This window comes from Pantoea sp. EKM10T (assembly GCF_011800685.1).
Lineage (GTDB): Bacteria > Pseudomonadota > Gammaproteobacteria > Enterobacterales > Enterobacteriaceae > Pantoea > Pantoea agglomerans.
In genome coordinates, this window is the sequence record NZ_JAALEU010000001.1 from 100844 (window position 1) to 121471 (window position 20628).

The following is a 20628-nucleotide window of genomic DNA, read 5'->3' on the forward strand; positions in this document are numbered from 1 at the left end:
GAACCGTGCGGTTAAAACATCCGAGCCTGCGCGGGGTAACATTCAGCCTTATACTCTGGTTGATCCTGCGAACGAGACAGTAATGCGAACAGCCTTCAACCTGCTGATGGATAATTAACATCGACATTAAACAACTCATTTACTTGTGTAACCTGGAACGTGAACGCCATTTCGGGCGGGCCGCGGAAGCCAGTTTTGTTACACAGCCAACCCTCTCTATGCGCCTGAAAAATCTTGAGCGCGAGCTGGGCCTGCCGCTGATTAACCGCAGCAATAACTTTGCCGGATTTACCCCAGAGGGCGACCGTGTGCTGGCATGGGCGCGGGAAATCGTTTCGGTCTATCAGGGGCTGAAGCTGGAAGTGGAATCGCTGAAGCATGGGGTAAACGGTACGCTGCGGGTTGGCGTGGTGCCGCAGTGCAGTATGGCACTGCCGCTGCTGCTGAAAGCGGTGCAGGCGCGTTATCCTCAGCTCGACTATCGCATTGCGGTACTCAGTGCTGACCAGTTGCTGGAAGCGCTCAACAGCCACACCGTGGATGTCGGGATCGGTTTTTTCGAGATGGCAACACTGCGTGAACTCCATTTTCAGACCGAGATGCTGGCAGATCGGGGCGTTGAAGCCATATTCCATCCCGACCATTTCCCTGAGCTGGTGGGGGAAACCGCGCTGACGCTTGATGAAGTGGCACAACAGCCGCTCTGCCTGGCGGAGCCGACGCGTTATTTCCGGCGTTATCTTGATATGGCTTTTCGCGAGGCGGCGCTGGTACCCCGGGTGATCGTCGAGAGCGCCTCTGTCATGCAGCTGATGCAGTGCGCGCAGGTCGGCCTGGGGCTGCTGGTGTCGCCGGTCGGTCATCTGCTGTCCGCGTCACTCCAGGGGCTGCAGCAGCGCGCCATCACGCTGCCGCCGATGGCGCGCCAGGCGGCGCTGGTCATCGCTGAGCCTGGCCGTGCTACACCGCTGGCACAGCACTTTTTCGACGAAGCGCGCGGTCTGCTGCCGGTTTAACGCGGTTACTGCGATTCGCCCAGGGCGTAAAACAGGCGGCTGTTCCAGTTGCCTATGGCGACACTTTGTATCAGCGCGAATAGCGCATCAGCCTCCCAGCCCGCCTCCATTAGCGGCTGCAGATGGGCCGCGCTGAAACGCTCTGGCGAACGGGTCAGCTGCGCCGCCAGCGCAATAATCTGCTGCTCCTGGTCTTTTGCTCCCTCGTCATCCACGCCCTCAATTAAGATCTCATTTCCGGCCAGCAGCCGGAACGCCCAGCGACTGCCCAGAATACGGGCGGCCGTCGCTTCTGCCAGAGTATTGTCCTGAGTGAGATGCTGACGCAGTTGCGCCCAGCCATAGAGGACTGAGGGATCGTGTGCCAGCAGCCATACCGCGTCCTGCATTCCCGGCAGCGACTGACAGCGGGTAATGGCAGCGAGCTGCTCAGCACTGGCATACCGCAACTCCAGCGGTTTCAGCACGGGCTGCCAGCGGGCAGGCTGATCAAAACCTGCGGCCTCAGCATCCGGTGGTGCAGTGCTGCCGGGCAGCCAGCGTACCGGCTGGGCCTGCAGCGCCTGTAAACCGGCGACCACCCGCGCCTGATAACTGACAAAGCCGATCACCTGATTCAGCGTCACAATATCGGGCTCTGTCAGGCCGACCGCATCCAGGGCAGTGATTGCGCTGGCGCTGATCAGCTCAGGCTGCATCGCCAGCTGGCGTGCATATTGCGTAATCTGGGTGAGGCGATTATTACTTTCACGTGAGGAGTCGGGCCCGGGCAACGGATTGAGGCGGGCAGAGTAGTGATTACACAGCCGCTGTACACCCGCCACCTGCGCCACCGTCAGCGCCGTGCTGAGGCGATCGTAAAGCGTTAAGGTGTGCGTAAGCGTGGTGACGACACGGTCGGGGAACAGCAGCTGTGCCAGATCGCGCGCCGCCAGCAGGGCGGGCTGATTGGTGCGCAGCAGTGACTGCACCACGTTGTCATCGGCGTAACATCCCAGCAAAAAACGGTCATCGATATGGGCGGCCTCGGGCACCAGCGGTGCGGCCTGTGAGGTACGTGGACTGGTCTGGCTCTCGTAAAACCAGTGGTTATGGCCCGGATAGCGGCGTTGTTCCATGATCAATCCTTTTGCAAATTCGGGTTCGGTATGCAGGCGGCAGAATCTGAAAATGTGCATAAACCGAAGGGCAGGCTTATCGTCGCTGATGGCCAGTCCGGGGCAAAAGATTGATCGGTGATAATTAATAGCGTTACGGTATAACGGCAGCGAAATCAGGCAGGAAGGGCGAGGCGGGAGAAAGTGAAGGGCGAGCCAGGCTCGCCCTTGCAGAACTTATTTAAGTTCCAGTTCGTTCATTGCGGCGATGCTGAAGCCGCCATCAACGTGTACCACTTCACCGGTGATGCCGCCAGCCAGGTCAGAGCAGAGGAATGCTGCTGAGTTGCCGACATCTTCGATGGTGACAGTACGGCGAATCGGGGTGACCGCTTCGCAGTGTGCCAGCATCTTACGGAAATCTTTGATGCCTGATGCTGCCAGGGTGCGGATTGGACCGGCAGAAACGGCGTTAACACGCACGCCTTCCGGGCCCATGGCGTTTGCCATGTAGCGCACGTTGGCTTCCAGCGACGCTTTCGCCAGACCCATCACGTTGTAGTTCGGGATCGCGCGCTCAGCACCCAGGTAAGAGAGGGTCAGCAGCGCAGAGTGTGGATTCAGCATCTCGCGGCACTCTTTGGCCATCGCGACGAAGCTGTAAGCACTGATGTCATGCGCGATTTTAAAGCCTTCGCGGGTAACGGCGTTCACGTAGTCGCCAACCAGCTGCTCGCCAGGGGCGAAACCGATAGAGTGAACGAAACCGTCAAATTTCGGCCAGGTTTTTGCCAGTTCAGTGAACAGAGATTTGATGCTCTCATCTTCGGCTACGTCACATGGCAGCACGATGTCTGAACCCAAATCTTTGGCAAACTCTTCCACACGACCTTTTAATTTGTCGTTCTGGTAGGTGAAAGCCAGTTCTGCGCCCTGTTTGTGCATCGCCTGTGCAATACCGTAGGCGATGGAAAGTTTACTGGCAACGCCAGTAATCAGAATGCGCTTACCGGAAAGAAAACCCATAGCTGTAATCCTTATGGTCATTGTAGTTGGCGGCCGCATGGTTAAAAAGTAAGCGACCGACGTTAATCGACGTGCGGATTCTAGCACGTCTCTCATAAATCAGGTAAATCGGCCCGCAATTTCCGCTATATGCAGCAAAAATCAACGCTCTCGCCGCCAGGCTTCGGCACTCAATGCTTCGCCAAAGTGGCTGCTGATCAGTCGTCGGGTCAGATCGTGCAGCGGGGAGGCCAGTACATCAGCGGTGCCGCCGCGCTCGACCACTTCGCCCTGATGCATTACCAGCACCTTATCGCTGATGTGCTTCATCATCCCCAGATGCTGGGTAACATAAATGTATGCGATACCATGCTTCTCCTGCAGTTCCAGCATCAGATTCACCAGCTGGGAACGCATGGTCATATCCAGTGAGGCCAGCGCTTCATCGGCCACAATCACTTTGGGTTGCAAAATCAACGCGCGGGCCAGCCCCAGACGCTGCTTCTGACCGGGTGCCAGCATGTGCGGATAATAGCCGGCGTGATCGCGCAGTAATCCCACCTGACGCAGGGTAGCGATAATGCGTTTCTCTCGATCCTCCGCGCTGAGATCGGTATTGAGCCGCAGCGGGAACTCCAGAATCTGGCTGATACGCTGACGCGGATTCAGGGAGGTTGAGGGATCCTGGAAAATCATGCGGATGCGCTGACTGCGATAGCCATAATCGCCGAATGTCAGCGGATGATCGTCTATCAGAATCTCACCTTCGGTAGGGGCGACCATACCGCTGAGCATCTTCGCCAGCGTGGACTTGCCGGAGCCATTTTCGCCGATTATCGCCAGCGTCTGCCTCTCGCGTAGGGTAAAACTGACTGACTTCACCGCCTCAACGTGCTGACGGCGGAACAGGCCCGTGCGATAGCGAAAGGTTTTACTCAGGTTGCGCACTTCCAGCAGGGTCTCCATGCTACTGGCCCTCCATATTCAGCGGGAAATGACAGGCATAAAGATGCGTTTTGCTGCCGGTGAGCCGTGGCGTTTCAATACATTTGCGCTGCGCATAAGGGCAACGTGGCCCCAGACGACAGCCAATCGGCAGGCTCTCCAGCGACGGGATCGCCCCTGACAGGGTATTGAGACGGCTTTTGTGCGGCAGGGATCGTCCAAAATCGGGCATCGCCCGAATCAGTGCCTGAGTATAAGGATGGTGCGGCGTACTCATTAAATCTTCGCTCTGGGCGGTTTCTACCGTCTGACCACAGTACATCACGTTGATACGGTCCGCCCACTGGCTCATGGTGCGCAGGTCATGACTGATCAGCAGAATGGTGGTGTTGTTGTTCTGGTTCAGACGGCTCAGCAGGCGGAAAATCTGCGCCTGCGTAGTGGGTTCCATGGCATTCGTCGGCTCATCGGCAATCAGCAGACGCGGCTGATTAGCCAGCGCAATCGCGATCATGACTTTCTGGCATTCGCCTTCGGTCAGCTCATAGGGGAAGCTGCGCATGATATCTTTGTGATCTTTAATGCCGACGCGATGCAGCAGTTCGATGGCGCGGGTTTTGCGCCAGAACCAGAAGCGTTTCAGCCACGGACCTTTATACGTCCAGCGCGGGATCACCTGCATCAGCTGACGACCGATGCTTTCAGAGGGATCCAGACAGGATTGCGGCTCCTGAAAAATCATCGAGACGTTATGTCCGATAATGCGGCGGCGCTCGCGCGACGACAGGCGCAGCAGGTCGACATCATCAAATACCATGCGATCGGCGGTGACACGCCAGTTATCGTTAGTTACGCCGCAGATCGCCTTGGCAACCAGACTCTTACCGGAGCCGGACTCACCGACCAGGCCACGGATTTCACCTTCGCCCAGCGTCAGATTGACGCGATCGACCGCTTTGACCGGTCCGTCAGCGGTCATAAATTCAATGGTCAGATTACGGATATCGAGTAACGGCATTTATTCCACTCCCGCTTCGACGGCGCGACGGATGCCGTCACCGAGCAGGTTAACAATTAATACGCTGACCATCAGTGCCACACCCGGCAGCATAACGGTCCAGGGGGCGACGTAGATCAGCTCCAGCGAATCACCCAGCATCGCTCCCCATTCGGGCGAAGGCAGCTGCGCGCCCAGATCGAGAAATCCGAGTGCGGCTATATCCAGAATCGCCATCGACAGCGCGCGGGTAATTTCGGTGATCAGCAACGGTAAAATGTTAGGCAAAATGGCGTAGCGCAGGATGTTGCGGCCTCTGGCACCGTCAAGACGTGCCGCCACCACATACTCTTTTTCCAGCTCATCATGCACGGCACTGTAAATCTCGCGCACCAGACGTGGAATCAGCGCCAGCCAGACCGCCAGCAATGCATGCTCGAGTCGCGGTCCGAGAAACGCCACCACGATAATCGCCAGTAACAGCGACGGAATAGAGAGCAGGGTGTCCAGCACGTGGTTCATCACCGCCGAGCGTATGCCATGCGTCATGCCCGCCAGTACGCCCAGCACCAGCGCGCCGAGCGTGGCGAACAGCGTCACCAGAATCGCCGAACCCACCGTCGGGCCCGCACCGCTCAGCAGGCGGCTCAGCACATCCCGACCCAGATCGTCGGTGCCGAGAAAGAAGGAAACATCGCCATAATGTGACCAGGATGGCGGCAGCAACTGATAACCCAGGAACTGCTGATCGATATCGTATGGCGCTATCAGCCCGCCAAACAGACAGAGCAGCAGCAGTGCGCCAAAGCCATACAGCCCGACCATCGAAATCGGGTTGCCATAGAAATGGTGCCAGCTCTGACGAAACGCGCTGGGCAGGCGTTTTTCGGCGTAAATATTATCGGAGGGCATACGCTTTCACTTTATTGTGCTTGAGTTCGGACAACATTTCTTTATAAAAATTACTCATATCAGAGGGTTATCCTGAGGACATGCTTTATGTTTCTTTATCATGGCTGACTCTGAGTAGCGTTAATTTATGTGTTTTGTGTACGCCTCTGCGTAGACGCAAAGAAGCAAAGAAGATGTACACATTGCAGACAGACACTAAGCTCAGGAAAGCGCTGGGTAAGCGCCGCGACAAAGCAGAGGTTATCTTCAACTCGTCCGGACTGAATGTCAGGCTCTCCATTCGAGGCGGCGTGACATTTTTCTACCGTTATCGCTGGGAGGGTTAACCCGTCAGCTGTCTACAGGGGATTATCCGTCGATATCCCTGTTACAGGCAAGGAAACGGCGTCAGCAATTTCGGCTCTGGATTGCAAAGGGTTATGATCCGCGTCGGCATATCATCCTGAACAGCCTGAAAAAAGTTATATTCACCTCCGGATAACAGGCAATAAAAACCGCCCTGTTGGGCGGCGGATTAGATCTTAGCGGAGGCTACGCTGGCCGGACCCTGGCCTTTGTCGGGTGTCCGTCAGGCCCATCGTCATGGGTGTGGTCAGGATCCGGCTCAATGATCACGATATAATCTTTACCTATCCCATCGCGCGTTAACGTTACTAAATCTCCGGCCACAGGTTTGGTGTCAAACTCATGTTCCTCTTCAACGCCGGTATCTTCAAAAATTACAGCGAATTTCATTTTTCGTCCTCTTTCTGATAAACCGCGTCGTTACCGCGAGGTTTGTTGCTGACGCTTACATAAAGAATTTTAGCCTATCCTGAAAATATCAGGCATCTCAGTGGATTACTTCATGCCGATATTATGCGCGATTACCGGCTGGCTTCAGGTGTCCCGGTGTTCAGACCGCTGTGGAAGCATGCCCGCCTGGCGGTTTCAGGTGCAGACGCGCTACGCGAATGGCTCACTACTGAAACCCTGCCGGAACCCGCACAGGAAATCGTTCATGATGCTGCATGAGTAATACACCGTAAATCTTCCACGGAAGACGGATAATCCAACACCTAAGACGTTCGCCTCAACAGAGATCACTTTTTGTGCAACATTGACAGATTCTTCATCATTTCCTGATTGTTCATTGATGACTTTAGGGGATAGTCGCGTCCTGAGAGTGAACTCTTTACTAAAGGAGATAAATCGGTGGCGAGAATAAAATGAAAGGAGCTTAGACAAGGGAATTGCAAACGATCAATATAGAATTAAATTTTGTGTGACAATGGATTTGAATTAAAAGAGACCGCAAAAAACGCAAAAGGGGGATGGCATGACAGATAAAAACTTCTTTAATGCATTAACAGAATGGATTGATGATCATGCGGATGAAAAAATAAGCCTGGATAAAGTGGCTAAAAAAAGTGGATATTCAAAATGGCACCTTAACAGAATGTTCACAAAGCATTGCGGAGTCAGCCTCGGGAAATATATTAATAACACCAGAATGCAGGCGGCCTCGCTGAGTTTAAGGTTTACTGAAGCCACTATTGCAGAGGTAGCTGATCAGTTCAACTACGACTCACAGCAAACGTTCACTCGCGCCTTCTCACGACATTTTGGTATGCCTCCCGGCATCTGGCGAATCACTGATGCTGCAAAAAAATCAGATAAGAACTCTCTCTGCTTCCCCAGCGATGACACCATTTTCAGGCAGAGGTTAATAGCTTACGTAATGCCGTAGGTTTACCTGATTGCATCCGCAGCAAATTATTATCTACAGGACGGCGGGGAAGGACCGCGATGCATAAAAAATTAAAATCGGCCCTGAGATTAAACGTTTTATCTTTAAACACCCTTCATTGGTGCCTGGCAATTCAGGAACGCGCGGTGTTTTGCTAATTTTCAGCCGCTTTGTTGCAGAAAATAAGCCTGATTCCTAAGAAAGATTAAAAAATTGTTTTCCCCGTGGAGTGCGCATCCGCCCAGCGAAGCTTATACGTCCATTCTTTATCAAGTGAACCGATTGAAAGCCTCATCTCCTTGCCCGTCTGCTTACAGTAGTCCCGTGCCGCACCAATGTTTTTCCACATAAGCAAACTACCCGGGCTAAGGTCCGAATATTTCATGTTAACGCCGCCGTTTGGCACATCAAAATAGATAATGCGTTCACTCTCAGCCATGAAGAGCAGATCCATCGCGCATGGCTCGTTCCCAACAAAAAGAATATAGCCGAAGAGCATCCTTTTCATGGCAATAATAAGCGTGATCAGGTTCTCTCTGGAATAACAGGTTATGCTGTCAGAGAAACGGGATTTAAAAAGGAAGATATAATAGTCTGCCAGCTCTTCAGGGCTGAATTGATTCATATCACAGCAGCGGCCACCCGCACGTGTGAACCGGTTGTATTCGTTGCGGCGATTCTTTTCTGTTTTAACTGAATAGCTCTCTTTTACAAAGCACACTTTATTTTTTCGGGCAAAAGAAAAGTTAAAATTTATGAAGTTGTGCTTGTTGAAATGTGACATTTTATTGGTTTTTTCAGGGAAAAGCATCGAGGCATTTTTAGCCGCCGGCACCATGATCTCATCATAAGATAGCGGGAATTTTTTCCATTGATCGACACCTATCCGCGAATGATCCAGCAGGGCATATGCGGCAATATAGCCACCTTGCTTTACTTTATGAAAATACGTTGCCTCATGACCTGTGCGAGATGAGAAAAACCTGATCACGTCAGGATGCATATTAACACTCCCGCCAAAACGGTTAAAACAGTGCTCATAAATGCCAGTGTCGGATTTTTCCCAGCCGTAAAGCATTCTTTTGAAGTGGCTCATATAAAATGTTAAACCTGATAGTTGTTCTGATAAATCGAGTTAAAAAGATGGCTCCTGAATGTCAGCCACCCTATGCTATTTTTTCCTGTCACTAACTCCGGACAGATGGTCTCTGCTGTGACATTTTAATCAGGGCATTATGTATTTTTTTTATCAACGTAAAGGCAAGGAAATATCAAGAATCTATCAAGCGATGTCGTTTTATTGCTTTATATTTGTGAGGGCTGCCTGACATTTATATCAAGTTTATCTGAGTCACCCGCGTAATAGCCTGACCGGGTGACTTCATTCTCTTTCAAACAATCCGCTGGCTCTGCTCCCGGCGATGCTTATGATAATCCTCATCACACTCGCTTGAACAGAAAGCAGTTTCAGCCACTACGGGCTCATCTTTGCACCAGATGCATAAGCCGTTTGGGCTTTTAAGTTTGGCCTTACGAGCTGCCAGAGAGGCAGCGAGATGCGCTTCTTCACGCTCCTGTGCCAGATCAACTTCATCCATAAATGTTCATCTCCTCATTAATTATTACGCTTCGAACTTAAATCGGTTTCTGCAGGAACAATATTCGTGTACATCAATGCCTGCTTGCAGCACGACTTCTGAACGACAAAATTCATATGTTTATTCTATGTTTGCCTTAGCGCCCTGAGCGTTAGCGCAGCGCATACCATTCCTTATGTTTCAGCGGATTCATGGCCGCACCAATCACGTCAGAAATCACATTGACCAGAATCACCAGCCCGCCAATCACCATCACGCCAGCGGAGATCGCCGCGTAATCCTGCTGGCGAATCGCGTTGATCAACCAGCGGCCCAGACCCGGCCAGTTAAAGACCATCTCGGTGATCATCGCCAGCGTCAGCATGGTAGAAAATTGCAGACCCAGACGCGGGATAACCGGCGGCAGCGCATTGTGCAGCACGTGGCGGCGGATCACGGTAAACGGCGAAAGACCCCGCGTGGCCGCCGCTTTGACATAATTTTTGTCCATCACGTCGCTGGTGCTGTTGCGTAGCAGGCGGATCACTTCCGTCGTCGGCGCCATCGCCAGCACCAGCACCGGTAAAATCAGGTGGTTCAGGACGCTGATTATCATCTCATGTCGCCAGGGCGAAGGACTCATCCAGGCATCAATCAGCGCAAAGCCCGTGACACTCTGCACCGGATAGAGCAGGTCGTGACGACCGGACACCGGCAGCCAGCCCAGCGTCAGCGAGAAGAACAGCGTCAGCAGCAGCGCCAGCCAGAAAATTGGCGCAGAAAAGCCGATCAGCGCCAGCGCACTGATGGTTTTGTCCTGCCATTTATTGCGCATCACGCCGGCACAGATCCCCAGCGGGATCCCGACCAGCAGCGCGAACAGAAACGCCAGGATGCACAACTCCATGGTGGCCGGGAAAACCTCACGCAGTTGCAGGCCAATCTCCTGACCGTTGGTGCTGGAGACGCCGAAATCAAACTGCAGCATCCCTTTAAACCAGAACCACCAGGCGTCCGAGAGCGCCGCGCCTTCCAGCGGTGCGTCAGGCGTAAAGTAGCTCAGGCTGAAGCTCACCAGCGACAGCAGAAACAGGGTAATGATCAGTAGCAGCAGGCGCCGCAAAATATAGATAATCACTTACTTTTCCTTATCGCTTTCACGATAAACCCCGGCAAACGAGGCGTTGCCAAACGGACTCAGGACCAGCCCTTTAATATCATGACGAAACGCCTGCAGCCGCAGAGAGGATGCCAGCGGCAGCACCGGCAACTCCTGCGCCAGAATCTGCTGCGCTTTGTCATAACTGTCGATGCGGCCAGAGAGTTGTTGTGATAACAGCGCATTCTGCAGCGTTTCGTCAAAGGCCGGCGAGCACCAGTGCGCGTAATTGGTCTGCGAGCGAATCGCCGCACAACTGAGCAGCGGCCGGAAGAAACTGTCTGGATCGTTACTGTCGGTGGCCCAGCCTGACAGTGTCAGATCATGATTCATCGCCATCAGCTGCGCCTCCTGAAAACGCCCCTCTACCGGCACAATGGTCAGCCGGACGCCAACCTGCGCCAGATCCGCCTGCAACAATTCGGCGGTTTTCAGCGGGCTGGGATTCCACGACTGCGACGCGGCAGGCACCACCAGCCGCAGATGCAGATCGCTGATGCCCAGAGCCGCCAGTGCGGCACGGGATTTCTCCGGATCATAGCTGGTGATGCGCGCATCATTATCATATGCCCACGAGGCGCGAGGTAATATCGAGGCGGCGGTTTCGGCAGTGCCGTAATAGATTGACTCCATCAACCGCTCATTGTTGATCGCCAGCGCCAGCGCGTGACGCACCTCAGGGCGGTCGAGCGGCGGCTTGCGGGTATTAAAGGCCAGATAGGCGATGTTCATACCGGGACGCAGCGTCATCCGCAGGCGTGGGTCATCGCGCAGGATGGTGAGCTGGCTGGCCGCGGGATAGGCAAGCACGTCACATTCACCGGTCAGAAGCTTGGAAAGCCGACCAGTGCCGCCTGAGCCAAGATCGATCACCGCCTGTTGCAGACGCGGCACCCCTTTCCAGTAGTGAGGATTGCGCGCCAGGCGGATGTACTGACCGGTACGGTATTCGCTGAGCTGATAAGGACCGGTGCCAACCGGTTGTCTGTCCATCTCTTCCTGCCGGCCCTGCGCGGTGAGCTGGTCGGCATACTCTTTCGACAGCACCGGCGCATAGTGGGTCGCCATGTGCCACAGGAACGACGCATCCGGGCTGTTTAACCTGAACTCAACCGTCCTGTTATCGATTTTCTTCACGCTCTGCACGGAGTCTGAAAATTGCAGACTGTCAAAGTAGGGATAGTTGCCGCCATTGACGTTGTGCCAGGGGTGATTGCGGTCAAACATCCGGGCGAAGCTGAACACGACATCGTCGGCGTTCAGCGCCCGGGTGGGGCGGAACTGATTCGTCTGCTGAAACTGCACGCCGCTGCGCAGATGAAAGCGATACGTTGCGCCGTTATCGCGCACTTCCCAGCTGGACGCCAGATCGGGCTTGAGACGATAGGTGTAAGGATCGACATCCAGCAGGCGGTCATAGAGTTGTGCCGCCAGCGTATCGACAGTCAGCCCGCTGCTGGCCATCTGCGGATTAAAGGTGTTCAGCGTGCCGCTGACGCAATAGACGAAGCCGGTCTGGCGGATATCACCCGCAGGCGCTGACCACGCAGGGGCACTCAACACGCTGAGGCTTAGCAACAGCGAACATATTAGTTTTGACATAGAACTCAACGATTTTGAGGCATTAAACAGAGTGTATCGCAAAGCGGGCATTGTCCCAAAACCTGCAACCGCTGCCAGACTGATTTTCATCATCGCGGCGGTAAAAAGAGCGTACAGAAGGTGTGGTAATGAGAAAAATTCTCAATAACTTGTTTACAGATGATAATAAGAATGATTATTATTCATCTGCGCTTCGACGGTAGCTCTGCCGAAGAAGAGCACGACATTGCTCACATTGCTTCCAGTATCGTTGCCCGCCTGTTGGCGGGCTTTTTTTTGGCTTTTGCAGAGTGGCATGTCTGCCTGGACGGGGAAGGGATTGCAAGCAAAGGGGATCAAAGTGGTGAAGCGGTGAGGAAGACCGGGACGGAATAGGGCTCCTCGTTGATGCGAATACCAGGCAAATTGTGGAAAGCGAAAATCTCGCCGTTTATCGTCAAATATACCGCCTTATCACGAACCCGAGGAAAGACGTCACCATCTGAGGTGATCAGGAAAGGCTTTAGGTCGTCGTTCAGACTTTCTTTAAAAGATTCATCGCTTCGGGATGCATCATAAAGATAAAAACGGTATGAGAAGGCAGTTGTGGCACCCGCACTGGCTTCGGTGATGTAAAGGTTAATCCGGCTGCTGACGTTAACTTTCCTGATGATCGACTGTTCAAGCGGTGATATCTGCGAAAGTCGCCAGCCTGCAAAGACAATAGTCATCAGCATCAGCATCAGAACCAGCGTGCGCTTTTTAAAAACCGGAACGTTTTGCATAATCTATCCCTGCTCTTATCCAGTATTGATCGTCAGGGTCATCTCCAAAAGGCGCTGCGCCATACCAGACATCAAATTCCTCTCTGCGGGTTCCGGCCCGGTTTTGCGCCCAACCGGCTGCGCGAAGAAGAACAGCGTCTTTTATTCCAGCGGCATGCCCCACAGCACCATAATGAAAATTACCAAAATGTTCATATTGGCTCCCATGTTGAAATTTATAATCCCATGGGCCATGTCCTTTAACCTGGTTATAAAACCAGACATATGTCAGGGCTGAGGGTCCCCTGTGAAAACGTGCAACCATCATATTGTTTATCAACGAAACTCCAGCTGGAGTAAATGATAGAATATCATAAGGAGGAGAGGGAGATGCCGCTAAGGCAGGATATCTCATGATTTATGCCTTTTCATTCCAGCTATCTGAAAAAATAATGTTACCATCACAATGCTTCCAGGTTATTTTCTCGTAAGCAAACTCAACGCATTCAAGATGATTATGTTTTTCTTTTTCAGGGTCTTTAGTGTCATGCATAATAGGCGAAATACCGACAATTCTGACATTTTCAAGTAGTATGTTGAAGTATTCTTCTTCCTGACCTGCGTAGTTGATATTGTACCATCTGAACTCGGCTGACCTTAATGTTTGTCCAGTTGCCACTGCTTTATAAAGGTAGGGCGAAGATGAATCGAATTCTTTTTGAACGATGATGGGTGCATGTTTTCTTGTCCCTGTGGGCTTGCCTGTCATAGAATCAGTCGGCAGTCTTAAGTTATGAGAAAAACCCGTAACTTCAATACTTCCCTCTCGGTCTTTAACATCTACTGAACCATTGATGCTCGCACCACCATCATCTTTCAGCCAAAGATATGCTGGAATAGCCATATTAAAAATCCTTTAATGGGTTAAGTTATATTCCTTTTGGAGGGTAGTTAATGCTGGCTTCGCATAAACCTCAAGTGCATATTAAAAAAATCGAAGGCATAATGATAAAGATCAATATTTAATAATTTCATATGTAATGGCTGGGGTCTTTCCACACCATGGTTATGTAATGCGAAATTGATTATTCAATTAATTGCTGTAAATCTGATTAAAAAGCCGCTTCAACTATTAATGGGTGTTGGTATCATTAATTTAGTTAAGATTCAAACTCAGAAGAGTAAATCATGTAATCCCTTGAATTATAGATTGTGTTTATATCCGCATGCATTCGATGTATCTGACGCTGGAAAGTGTAATATCGCGCTTAACTTTTACAAAAACGCAGGTACTATAAGCTCATCTTCTGGTCACCCACTTCCTGGCAATGAATAAATTCCAAAAAAACGTTCAGGCTTTTCAGCATACATCCTTTCGCTATCTCTTTTTTGGACGCCTGTTCACCGTGCTGGGCAATGGGATTGCACCCATTGCGCTGGCTTTTGCGGTACTGGATATTGGCGGGTCTGCTTCTGATTTAGGGATAGTGGTTGCGTCCCGTTCACTGTGTAATGTGCTTTTCCTGCTGGTGGGCGGTGTTGTCGCCGATCGCTACTCACGCAGTCGGGTATTAGTTTCATCGGCAGTAGTTGCCGCTGTTTCTCAGGCTATCGTCGCCTGGTCTGTACTCGATGGCTCAGCAACTGTCATTAGCCTGACTTTGCTGGGTGCCCTGAATGGTGCGGCGGCAGGCATCGCACTGCCTGCATCGTCTGCGCTGGTTCCGCAGGTAGTTCCTGCAACGGATTTGCGTCAGGCTAACGCGTTAATTCAGCTGGGTATTTATGGCGGTACGGTAATGGGGGCATCGCTGGGGGGAATTATCACCAGCGCTGTCGGGCCGGGCTGGGGGCTGGCAATTGATGCGATGGGTTTTGCCGTTTCCGCGCCGCTCTATTTCCTGATTCGTGTGAAATCGAGTAAAGCCGCGGCTTCGCAAGGCAATATCCTGCGCGATATCAAAGAAGGCTGGGCAGAGTTCGCCGGACGAAGCTGGATTTGGTCGATAGTCCTTCAGTTCGCCATTATCAACGTCGCTTTTAATGGCATTGTGGTGGTACTTGGCCCGATGATTGCCGACGCCTCTTTCGGACGGGCGCGATGGGGAATTATTGTAGCCGCCCATAGCGCGGGTTTAATTGCAGGTTCATTTCTGGCTATGAAATGGCATCCACGTCGTGATCTCTTTATTGGCGCGATGCTGGCAGGTCTTTACGCACTCCCAATATTTATGCTGAGCCAGAATGCGTCAGCAGCACTGCTGATAGTAGGGTTCTTCATTGCTGGCATGTCATTGGGCCTGTTCGGCGTAACCTGGGCGCACTCATTACAGACTCATATCCCACCGGATAAGCTGGCTCGCGTGTACGCTTATGATGCGATGGGTTCCTTTATCGCCATTCCCTTTGGACAACTGGTCGCGGGGCCGCTGGCAACACACTTTGGTATGAGTGCTGTATTGCTGATGTCAGCGCTGGCCGTGGTGATGGCTACCGCTGGCGTCGGTCTGGTTCCTGCCATCAGGCAACCTGAAAAAATGGGGACTAAGTCGCACAACACATAATGGATAGGTGGCTCAACGTGAAAAACAGCCCGGTTTATACCGGGTTGTTAATTCACAAAGCAGAGAAAAATCATAGGTTGGGGCGGCGTTAATTAACTCTCTGCTTTTATATCGTGCTTCTTCATCATTGCGCGCAACTGATGATAGGTGACGCCTAATAAGCCAGCCGCACGGCGTTGGTTATAACGTGCCTGTTGCAGGCTGGCTTCCACCAGATCCCGCTCCTGCTGATTCTGCCATTGACGCAGATCCAGCGGCAGGGCAGGCAGCGCGCTGCTATCCGCCTCCTGACTGGTCCGGATGACAGCAATCGGTTCAGGGCGTGAAGCAAACGGGTTGATAATCACATTATCCAGCGGCTGCTCGCTGCTGTTATGACGATAGACCGAGCGCTCCACCACGTTTTTAAGTTCGCGAACGTTGCCGGGCCAGTGGTAATCAAGCAGAGCCTGCTGTGCCCGTGGGGTAAAGCCGGGAAAAAGTAACAGGCCGAGCTCGCGACACATCTGGATAGCGAAATGATCGGCCATCACCAGTATATCGCTGCGTCGTTCGCGCAGTGGCGGTAACTGCACCACATCAAAGGCCAGACGATCCAGCAAATCGGCGCGGAATTTTCCCGCCGCCGCCAGCGCGGGCAGGTCTTCGTTTGTCGCACAGACCAGTCGCACATTTACCTGCAGGGAGTGATTGCCGCCGACCCGCTCCAGCTGTCCATATTCAATTACCCTGAGCAGCTTTTCCTGAACCAGCATCGGTGCCGTTGCCAGCTCATCCAGAAACAGCGTGCCGCCGTCAGCACGTTCAAAACGGCCAAGATGTCGCTTCTGCGCGCCAGTAAAGGCGCCAGCCTCATGACCAAACAGTTCAGAATCGAGCAGATTTTCATTCAGCGCGGCACAGTTCAGCGAGATAAATGGCCCCTGCCAGCGGTCAGAGAGATAGTGCAGTCGGCTGGCAATCAGCTCTTTGCCCGTTCCACGCTCGCCAATCACCAGTACCGGTTTCTCAAGGGGAGCCAGTTTGGATACCTGCTCCAGCACCTCAAGAAAATTGTTCGACTCCCCCAGGAGATTATCGCTAGTGCCTGTCATGATGAATTTCGCCACCCCTTAATCATTTTGACTATCTTAAAACAAGCGGGAAGGGCTGTAAAATTTAAAATATGATAAAAATCAATAAATTATAAAATTGGCACGCATTTTGTATTAACTCAGCAGGACTTCACGTTTTAAAACATTAAAAGAGGAACATCATTATGGGTATTTTTTCTCGTTTCGCCGACATCGTTAATGCCAACATTAATTCCCTGCTGGAGCGTGCGGAAGATCCGCAGAAACTGGTCCGGCTGATGATTCAGGAAATGGAAGACACCTTAGTTGAAGTGCGCTCCACCTCTGCACGCGCACTGGCTGAAAAGAAACAGTTGTCACGCCGTATTGAGCAGGCGGAGATTCAGCAGGCTGAGTGGCAGGAAAAAGCGGAGCTGGCGCTGCGCAAAGATAAAGATGATCTGGCCCGATCAGCGCTGATTGAAAAACAGAAACTCACCGATCTTATCGCCTCCCTGAAACAGGAAGTGGGTCATGTTGAAGAGACGCTGGAGCGCATGAAAGGCGAAATCAGCGAGCTGGAGAAAAAACTGAGTGAGACACGTGCCCGCCAGCAGGCGTTGACGCTGCGTCATCAGGCGGCCTCTTCATCACGCGATGTTCGTCGTCAGCTGGACAGCGGTAAGATCGATGAAGCAATGGCACGGTTTGAATCTTTTGAACGTCGCATCGACCATATGGAAGCGGAAGCAGAAAGCCACGGTTTTGGTAAACCAAAGACGCTGAACCAGGAGTTTACTGACCTGAAAGCGGACGATGAAATCAGCGAGCAGCTTAATGCGCTGAAAGCCAAAATGAACCGCAGTGAGTAATCATCGACGTTGCGATAAGTGATTAAGGAGAGTCAATGAGCGCACTTTTTTTCGCCATACCGTTAACGATCTTCGTGTTGTTTGTCGCACCGATCTGGTTATGGCTGCATTACAACAACAAACGCAACGGCGGTTCGGAACTGTCGCAAAACGAAATCCAGCGCCTGCAGCGCGTGACCCAGGACGCGCAGCGGATGCGCGAACGTATTGACGCGCTGGAAGCGATTCTGGACGCCGAACATCCAAACTGGAGGCAGCCATGATTAAAGGACGCAAGTTGTGGCGCAAGCCAGACGAAGGGAAATTTATGGGTGTCTGCGCAGGCCTGGCAGAGTATCTCGATATTCCGGTTCGTCTGCTGCGTGTCATCGTGGTGTTATCACTGTTCTTTGGCCTGTTTCTCTTTACGGTGATCGCCTACTTTGTGCTGGGTTTTGTGCTGGATGTCAAACCCGCCTCTGCCTCCCAGACTGAGCGCCAGCCCAGTGCCAGTGAACTGCTGGATCAGCTGGAGAGCACCCTGCAACGGGATGAGCGCAGCGTGCGCGACCTGGAACGCTATGTGACGTCTGAAACCTTCAGCGTGCGCAGCCGCTTCCGCCAGATTTGATTCTGCTACTGTTATTGCCGGGCCTGTCTCAGGCCCGTTCGCTCACTCAATGGAGGTGTTGATGTCTTTTTCGCGATCCACTGCTTTTCGTCACCGCGCGGCACCTGCATTGAAGTCGGCCGCTAAATTCATCATTATTAATGCTGTTACCTACGGTCCCGCCGGTGTCACTGGCTGGGCAGTGAAATCGGTAGCGCGACGCCCGTTACGTCTGCTGCTGGCTGTGGCGCTTGAGCCATTGCTGAAACGCGTGATGAACCGGGTGGCATCGCGCTTCATCAGGGAGAAAGATGAAAAGACTGCAAACTGAATTGATGGCGTTGATGAACCGTGGCGTTGATCGCCACCTGCGGCTGGCGGTAACCGGATTAAGCCGCAGCGGCAAAACCGCCTTCATCACCTCACTGGTTAATCAGCTTTTAACCGTTCACAGCGGCGCGCGTTTGCCGCTGTTTTCCGTGGTGCGGGATGAGCGCCTGTTAGGCGTAAAGCGGGTGCCCCAGCGTGACATGGGCACGGCCCGTTTCACCTATGACGAAGGGCTGGCACAGCTCTACAGCACGCCGCCTGCCTGGCCCACACCCACACGCGGCGTCAGCGAAATGCGCCTGGCGCTGCGTTATCGTCCCAATGATTCGCTGCTGCGTCACCTGAAAGAGACCGCGACACTCTATCTGGAGATTGTCGACTATCCCGGCGAATGGCTGCTGGATCTGCCGATGCTGGCGCAGGATTATCTCGCCTGGTCCCGGCAGATGAACGGTCTGCTGCAGGGCGATCGTGCTGAGTGGGCAAAGCCCTGGCGAACCCTCTGCGAAAAACTCGACCCGCTTGCACCCGCCGATGAAACCCAGCTGGCAGAGATTGCCGCTGCCTGGACCGACTATCTGCATCGCTGTAAATCTGAAGGCTTACACTTTATTCAGCCCGGTCGCTTCGTGCTGCCTGGCGATATGGCAGGCGCCCCCGCGCTGCAGTTCTTCCCCTGGCCGACGGCTGATGAAGCGCAACTCACTAAGCTGGCGCAGGCGGACAAGGGCAGTAACTTCAGCATGCTGCAGCAGCGGTTTAACTACTACTGTCAGCATGTGGTGAAAGGTTTCTATAAAAATCATTTCCTGCGTTTTGACCGCCAGATTGTGCTGGTTGACTGCCTGCAACCACTTAACAGCGGACCCCAGGCGTTTAACGATATGCGGCTGGCACTGACGCAGCTGATGCAGAGTTTTCATTACGGTCAGCGAACCCTGTTTCGTCGGCTCTTTTCACCGGTAATCGACAAATTGCTGTTTGCCGCCACCAAGGCCGATCACATCACCAGCGATCAGCACGGCAATATGGTGTCACTGTTGCAGCAGCTGGTGCAGGATGCCTGGCAGAACGCGGCGTTTGAGGGGATTAGCATGGATTGCATCGGGCTGGCGTCGGTGCAGGCGACGCAGAGCGGGCTGGTCGATCACCGGGGCGAGAAGATCCCGGCCCTGCGCGGAAACCGGCTGGATGATGGTGAGCCGCTCACCGTCTATCCGGGTGAAGTCCCGCCGCGTCTGCCTGGTAATGCCTTCTGGCAGCAGCAGGGTTTTCAGTTTGAACAGTTCCGGCCGCAGCAGCTTGACGTCGATCGCCCGCTGCCACATATCCGCATGGATGCCGCGCTGGAATTTTTATTGGGAGATAAATTGCGATGAGTGATCCGCTGAAGCCGCGTATCGATTTTGCCCGTCCGCTGGATGAGAGCAGCACCACGCCGCTGCGCCCGGCGCAGACTTTTGAAGCGGAAGCGCAGGCGGCGTTTCTGGCGGTGCAGGATGAAGAAGTCGCTGTCGAAGAGGAGGGCGCTGGTGAACGGGCGGTGGAAGCTGCGCTGAAACCTAAGCGCAGCCTGTGGCGCAAACTGGTGACCGCTGGCGTGCTGCTGTTTGGCGTCAGCGTGATTGCGCAGGGTGTCCAGTGGACACATGACGCCTGGCTGGCCCGCGACTGGTTTTCACTGGGCAGCGGCGTGGCGGGTGGTCTGATCGTCCTGGCGGGTGTGGGCGCGCTGACCACCGAGTGGCGTCGTCTCTATCAGCTGCGTCAGCGCGCCGAGGAGCGGGATGTGGGCCGTGAGCTGCTGCACAGTCATGGCATCGGCAAAGGCCGGGCCTTCTGCGAAAAACTGGCGCAGCAGGCAGAGCTGGATCAGGCGCATCCGGCCCTGCAGCGCTGGCATGCTTCGCTGCACGAAACCCACAATGACAGTGAAATTGTCCGCTTATATGCGCAACTGGTGCAGCCGGTGCTGGATCGGCAGGCGCGGCGCGAAATCAGCCGTCATGCTGCGGAAGCCACGCTGATGATTGCGGTCAGCCCGCTGGCGCTGGTGGATATGGCGTTTATCGCCTGGCGTAATCTGCGGCTGGTTAATCGCATTGCGGCTATTTACGGCATTGAGCTGGGCTACTTCAGCCGCATCCGGCTGTTCCGTCTGGTGCTGCTCAACATGGCCTTTGCCGGGGCTTCCGAACTGGTGCGGGAAGTGGGTATGGACTGGATGTCGCAGGATATCGCCGCCCGGCTTTCCACGCGCGCCGCGCAGGGTATTGGCGCGGGTTTGCTGACTGCAAGACTGGGCATCAAAGCGATGGAACTGTGCCGTCCACTGCCGTGGCTGGAGCAGGATAAACCACGGCTTGGCGATTTCCGTCGTGAGCTGCTGGGCCAGTTGAAAGAGGCGTTGCAGAAGGGCGGCAATAAGTCAGCCTGACG

At 53.5% G+C, this 20628-nt stretch carries 25 protein-coding genes and 1 pseudogene; 12 read left to right on the plus strand and 14 right to left on the minus strand.

Annotation, left to right across the window (positions count from 1 at the left end; all coding sequences use genetic code 11):
• Positions 1-119 precede the first annotated feature (119 nt).
• On the plus strand, positions 120-1016 hold the full coding sequence (locus HFD95_RS00470) for a LysR family transcriptional regulator (protein WP_029519092.1): 897 nt from the start codon (positions 120-122) through the stop codon (positions 1014-1016).
• 5 nt (positions 1017-1021) lie between these two features.
• Here the strand turns inward: HFD95_RS00470 and HFD95_RS00475 are convergent, their stop codons facing one another.
• The 5 genes from HFD95_RS00475 to sapC all read right to left on the minus strand — a co-directional run bounded on the left by HFD95_RS00475 (position 1022) and on the right by sapC (position 5972).
• A complete protein-coding gene (locus HFD95_RS00475; protein ID WP_167429695.1) occupies positions 1022-2134 on the minus strand; it encodes an oxidoreductase in 1113 nt (370 codons plus the stop codon).
• A gap of 216 nt (positions 2135-2350) precedes the next feature.
• Positions 2351-3139 (minus strand): enoyl-ACP reductase FabI, encoded by a 789-nt coding sequence (fabI, locus tag HFD95_RS00480; protein WP_010244547.1) that lies wholly within the window; start codon positions 3137-3139, stop codon positions 2351-2353.
• 141 nt (positions 3140-3280) lie between these two features.
• A complete protein-coding gene (gene sapF, locus HFD95_RS00485; protein WP_010244550.1) occupies positions 3281-4084 on the minus strand; it encodes a putrescine export ABC transporter ATP-binding protein SapF in 804 nt (267 codons plus the stop codon).
• Between the two features lies 1 nt (position 4085).
• Complete coding sequence (gene sapD / locus HFD95_RS00490) at positions 4086-5081, minus strand: putrescine export ABC transporter ATP-binding protein SapD (RefSeq protein WP_010244553.1); 996 nt, start codon at positions 5079-5081, stop codon at positions 4086-4088.
• The gene (sapC, locus tag HFD95_RS00495; RefSeq protein ID WP_010670235.1) at positions 5082-5972 is read right to left on the minus strand and encodes a putrescine export ABC transporter permease SapC; all 891 of its coding nucleotides are present in this window, start codon (positions 5970-5972) and stop codon (positions 5082-5084) included.
• A gap of 173 nt (positions 5973-6145) precedes the next feature.
• Between sapC and HFD95_RS00500 the strand changes: the two are divergent.
• Positions 6146-6435, plus strand: a pseudogene (locus HFD95_RS00500) (Arm DNA-binding domain-containing protein); the annotation flags it as partial.
• Positions 6436-6503: 68 nt separating this feature from the next.
• Here the strand turns inward: HFD95_RS00500 and HFD95_RS00505 are convergent.
• A complete protein-coding gene (locus tag HFD95_RS00505) occupies positions 6504-6707 on the minus strand; it encodes a hypothetical protein (protein WP_010244562.1) in 204 nt (67 codons plus the stop codon).
• Positions 6708-6830: 123 nt separating this feature from the next.
• Here HFD95_RS00505 and HFD95_RS00510 point away from each other — a divergent pair, with 123 nt between their 5' ends.
• Both HFD95_RS00510 and HFD95_RS00515 read left to right on the plus strand, forming a co-directional pair.
• Complete coding sequence (locus tag HFD95_RS00510) at positions 6831-6986, plus strand: hypothetical protein (RefSeq protein WP_167429696.1); 156 nt, start codon at positions 6831-6833, stop codon at positions 6984-6986.
• A gap of 304 nt (positions 6987-7290) precedes the next feature.
• A complete protein-coding gene (locus tag HFD95_RS00515; RefSeq protein ID WP_064691356.1) occupies positions 7291-7701 on the plus strand; it encodes a helix-turn-helix domain-containing protein in 411 nt (136 codons plus the stop codon).
• 205 nt (positions 7702-7906) lie between these two features.
• On the opposite strand, the gene HFD95_RS00520 is transcribed toward HFD95_RS00515, so the two are convergent.
• The 4 genes from HFD95_RS00520 to sapA form a co-directional block, all read right to left on the minus strand.
• Positions 7907-8797 carry a hypothetical protein gene (locus tag HFD95_RS00520; protein ID WP_167429697.1) on the minus strand — a complete coding sequence of 297 codons (891 nt, stop codon included), beginning with the start codon at positions 8795-8797 and terminating at the stop codon, positions 7907-7909.
• Positions 8798-9092: 295 nt separating this feature from the next.
• Complete coding sequence (locus tag HFD95_RS00525) at positions 9093-9299, minus strand: hypothetical protein (RefSeq protein WP_010244571.1); 207 nt, start codon at positions 9297-9299, stop codon at positions 9093-9095.
• 151 nt (positions 9300-9450) lie between these two features.
• On the minus strand, positions 9451-10416 hold the full coding sequence (sapB, locus tag HFD95_RS00530) for a putrescine export ABC transporter permease SapB (protein ID WP_010244573.1): 966 nt from the start codon (positions 10414-10416) through the stop codon (positions 9451-9453).
• Positions 10417-12039: an ABC transporter substrate-binding protein SapA gene (gene sapA, locus HFD95_RS00535; RefSeq protein WP_031292936.1), complete on the minus strand. Its 1623-nt coding sequence runs from the start codon at positions 12037-12039 to the stop codon at positions 10417-10419. It lies immediately after the preceding gene.
• Between the two features lie 171 nt (positions 12040-12210).
• On the opposite strand from sapA, the gene HFD95_RS00540 reads away from it, so the two are divergent.
• Positions 12211-12414 carry a hypothetical protein gene (locus HFD95_RS00540; RefSeq protein ID WP_072014594.1) on the plus strand — a complete coding sequence of 68 codons (204 nt, stop codon included), beginning with the start codon at positions 12211-12213 and terminating at the stop codon, positions 12412-12414.
• On the opposite strand, the gene HFD95_RS00545 is transcribed toward HFD95_RS00540, so the two are convergent.
• From HFD95_RS00545 to HFD95_RS00555, 3 genes are read right to left on the minus strand one after another with little or no spacing between them, the layout of a single operon-like run.
• Entirely contained in the window at positions 12375-12803 is a 429-nt protein-coding gene (locus tag HFD95_RS00545) for a hypothetical protein (RefSeq protein ID WP_033757796.1), read from the minus strand. The genes HFD95_RS00540 and HFD95_RS00545 overlap by 40 nt on opposite strands.
• A complete protein-coding gene (locus HFD95_RS00550; protein ID WP_072101287.1) occupies positions 12781-13197 on the minus strand; it encodes a polymorphic toxin type 44 domain-containing protein in 417 nt (138 codons plus the stop codon). Before HFD95_RS00550 ends, HFD95_RS00545 begins: the two co-directional genes overlap by 23 nt.
• Before the next feature lie 3 nt (positions 13198-13200).
• On the minus strand, positions 13201-13686 hold the full coding sequence (locus tag HFD95_RS00555; protein WP_033757795.1) for an Hcp family type VI secretion system effector: 486 nt from the start codon (positions 13684-13686) through the stop codon (positions 13201-13203).
• A 424-nt stretch (positions 13687-14110) separates the two neighbouring features.
• Between HFD95_RS00555 and HFD95_RS00560 the strand changes: the two genes are divergently transcribed.
• Positions 14111-15346 carry an MFS transporter gene (locus tag HFD95_RS00560; protein WP_167429698.1) on the plus strand — a complete coding sequence of 412 codons (1236 nt, stop codon included), beginning with the start codon at positions 14111-14113 and terminating at the stop codon, positions 15344-15346.
• A gap of 92 nt (positions 15347-15438) precedes the next feature.
• Here the strand turns inward: HFD95_RS00560 and pspF are convergent, their stop codons facing one another.
• Positions 15439-16440, minus strand: a complete 1002-nt coding sequence (gene pspF, locus HFD95_RS00565; RefSeq protein WP_010670227.1) for a phage shock protein operon transcriptional activator — start codon at positions 16438-16440, stop codon at positions 15439-15441.
• Positions 16441-16604: 164 nt separating this feature from the next.
• Here pspF and pspA point away from each other — a divergent pair, with 164 nt between their 5' ends.
• From pspA to HFD95_RS00595, 6 genes are all read left to right on the plus strand, one after another.
• Positions 16605-17270 carry a phage shock protein PspA gene (gene pspA, locus HFD95_RS00570; RefSeq protein ID WP_052271819.1) on the plus strand — a complete coding sequence of 222 codons (666 nt, stop codon included), beginning with the start codon at positions 16605-16607 and terminating at the stop codon, positions 17268-17270.
• A 35-nt stretch (positions 17271-17305) separates the two neighbouring features.
• Entirely contained in the window at positions 17306-17533 is a 228-nt protein-coding gene (gene pspB / locus HFD95_RS00575; protein WP_010670226.1) for an envelope stress response membrane protein PspB, read from the plus strand.
• The gene (gene pspC, locus HFD95_RS00580) at positions 17530-17880 is read left to right on the plus strand and encodes an envelope stress response membrane protein PspC (RefSeq protein WP_010244595.1); all 351 of its coding nucleotides are present in this window, start codon (positions 17530-17532) and stop codon (positions 17878-17880) included. Before pspB ends, pspC begins: the two co-directional genes overlap by 4 nt.
• Positions 17881-17941: 61 nt before the next feature.
• Complete coding sequence (pspD, locus tag HFD95_RS00585; RefSeq protein ID WP_010670225.1) at positions 17942-18190, plus strand: phage shock protein PspD; 249 nt, start codon at positions 17942-17944, stop codon at positions 18188-18190.
• Positions 18171-19568: a YcjX family protein gene (locus HFD95_RS00590; RefSeq protein ID WP_010244602.1), complete on the plus strand. Its 1398-nt coding sequence runs from the start codon at positions 18171-18173 to the stop codon at positions 19566-19568. Before pspD ends, HFD95_RS00590 begins: the two co-directional genes overlap by 20 nt.
• The gene (locus tag HFD95_RS00595) at positions 19565-20626 is read left to right on the plus strand and encodes a YcjF family protein (RefSeq protein ID WP_031591541.1); all 1062 of its coding nucleotides are present in this window, start codon (positions 19565-19567) and stop codon (positions 20624-20626) included. The genes HFD95_RS00590 and HFD95_RS00595 overlap by 4 nt, the downstream gene beginning before the upstream one ends.
• Positions 20627-20628: the final 2 nt, after the last annotated feature.

Excerpts from the sequence above, each read along its gene's own strand:
- HFD95_RS00475 (WP_167429695.1), bottom strand. The coding sequence starts at position 2,134 with ATGGAACAACGCCGCTATCCGGGCCATAACCACTGGTTTTACGAGAGC.
- fabI (WP_010244547.1), bottom strand. The coding sequence starts at position 3,139 with ATGGGTTTTCTTTCCGGTAAGCGCATTCTGATTACTGGCGTTGCCAGT.
- sapF (WP_010244550.1), bottom strand. The coding sequence starts at position 4,084 with ATGGAGACCCTGCTGGAAGTGCGCAACCTGAGTAAAACCTTTCGCTAT.
- sapD (WP_010244553.1), bottom strand. The coding sequence starts at position 5,081 with ATGCCGTTACTCGATATCCGTAATCTGACCATTGAATTTATGACCGCT.
- sapC (WP_010670235.1), bottom strand. The coding sequence starts at position 5,972 with ATGCCCTCCGATAATATTTACGCCGAAAAACGCCTGCCCAGCGCGTTT.
- HFD95_RS00505 (WP_010244562.1), bottom strand. The coding sequence starts at position 6,707 with ATGAAATTCGCTGTAATTTTTGAAGATACCGGCGTTGAAGAGGAACAT.
- HFD95_RS00510 (WP_167429696.1), top strand. The coding sequence starts at position 6,831 with ATGCGCGATTACCGGCTGGCTTCAGGTGTCCCGGTGTTCAGACCGCTG.
- HFD95_RS00515 (WP_064691356.1), top strand. The coding sequence starts at position 7,291 with ATGACAGATAAAAACTTCTTTAATGCATTAACAGAATGGATTGATGAT.
- HFD95_RS00520 (WP_167429697.1), bottom strand. The coding sequence starts at position 8,797 with ATGAGCCACTTCAAAAGAATGCTTTACGGCTGGGAAAAATCCGACACT.
- HFD95_RS00525 (WP_010244571.1), bottom strand. The coding sequence starts at position 9,299 with ATGGATGAAGTTGATCTGGCACAGGAGCGTGAAGAAGCGCATCTCGCT.
- sapA (WP_031292936.1), bottom strand. The coding sequence starts at position 12,039 with ATGTCAAAACTAATATGTTCGCTGTTGCTAAGCCTCAGCGTGTTGAGT.
- HFD95_RS00540 (WP_072014594.1), top strand. The coding sequence starts at position 12,211 with ATGATTATTATTCATCTGCGCTTCGACGGTAGCTCTGCCGAAGAAGAG.
- HFD95_RS00545 (WP_033757796.1), bottom strand. The coding sequence starts at position 12,803 with ATGCAAAACGTTCCGGTTTTTAAAAAGCGCACGCTGGTTCTGATGCTG.
- HFD95_RS00550 (WP_072101287.1), bottom strand. The coding sequence starts at position 13,197 with ATGAGATATCCTGCCTTAGCGGCATCTCCCTCTCCTCCTTATGATATT.
- HFD95_RS00555 (WP_033757795.1), bottom strand. The coding sequence starts at position 13,686 with ATGGCTATTCCAGCATATCTTTGGCTGAAAGATGATGGTGGTGCGAGC.
- HFD95_RS00560 (WP_167429698.1), top strand. The coding sequence starts at position 14,111 with ATGAATAAATTCCAAAAAAACGTTCAGGCTTTTCAGCATACATCCTTT.
- pspF (WP_010670227.1), bottom strand. The coding sequence starts at position 16,440 with ATGACAGGCACTAGCGATAATCTCCTGGGGGAGTCGAACAATTTTCTT.
- pspA (WP_052271819.1), top strand. The coding sequence starts at position 16,605 with ATGGGTATTTTTTCTCGTTTCGCCGACATCGTTAATGCCAACATTAAT.
- pspB (WP_010670226.1), top strand. The coding sequence starts at position 17,306 with ATGAGCGCACTTTTTTTCGCCATACCGTTAACGATCTTCGTGTTGTTT.
- pspC (WP_010244595.1), top strand. The coding sequence starts at position 17,530 with ATGATTAAAGGACGCAAGTTGTGGCGCAAGCCAGACGAAGGGAAATTT.
- pspD (WP_010670225.1), top strand. The coding sequence starts at position 17,942 with ATGTCTTTTTCGCGATCCACTGCTTTTCGTCACCGCGCGGCACCTGCA.
- HFD95_RS00590 (WP_010244602.1), top strand. The coding sequence starts at position 18,171 with ATGAAAAGACTGCAAACTGAATTGATGGCGTTGATGAACCGTGGCGTT.
- HFD95_RS00595 (WP_031591541.1), top strand. The coding sequence starts at position 19,565 with ATGAGTGATCCGCTGAAGCCGCGTATCGATTTTGCCCGTCCGCTGGAT.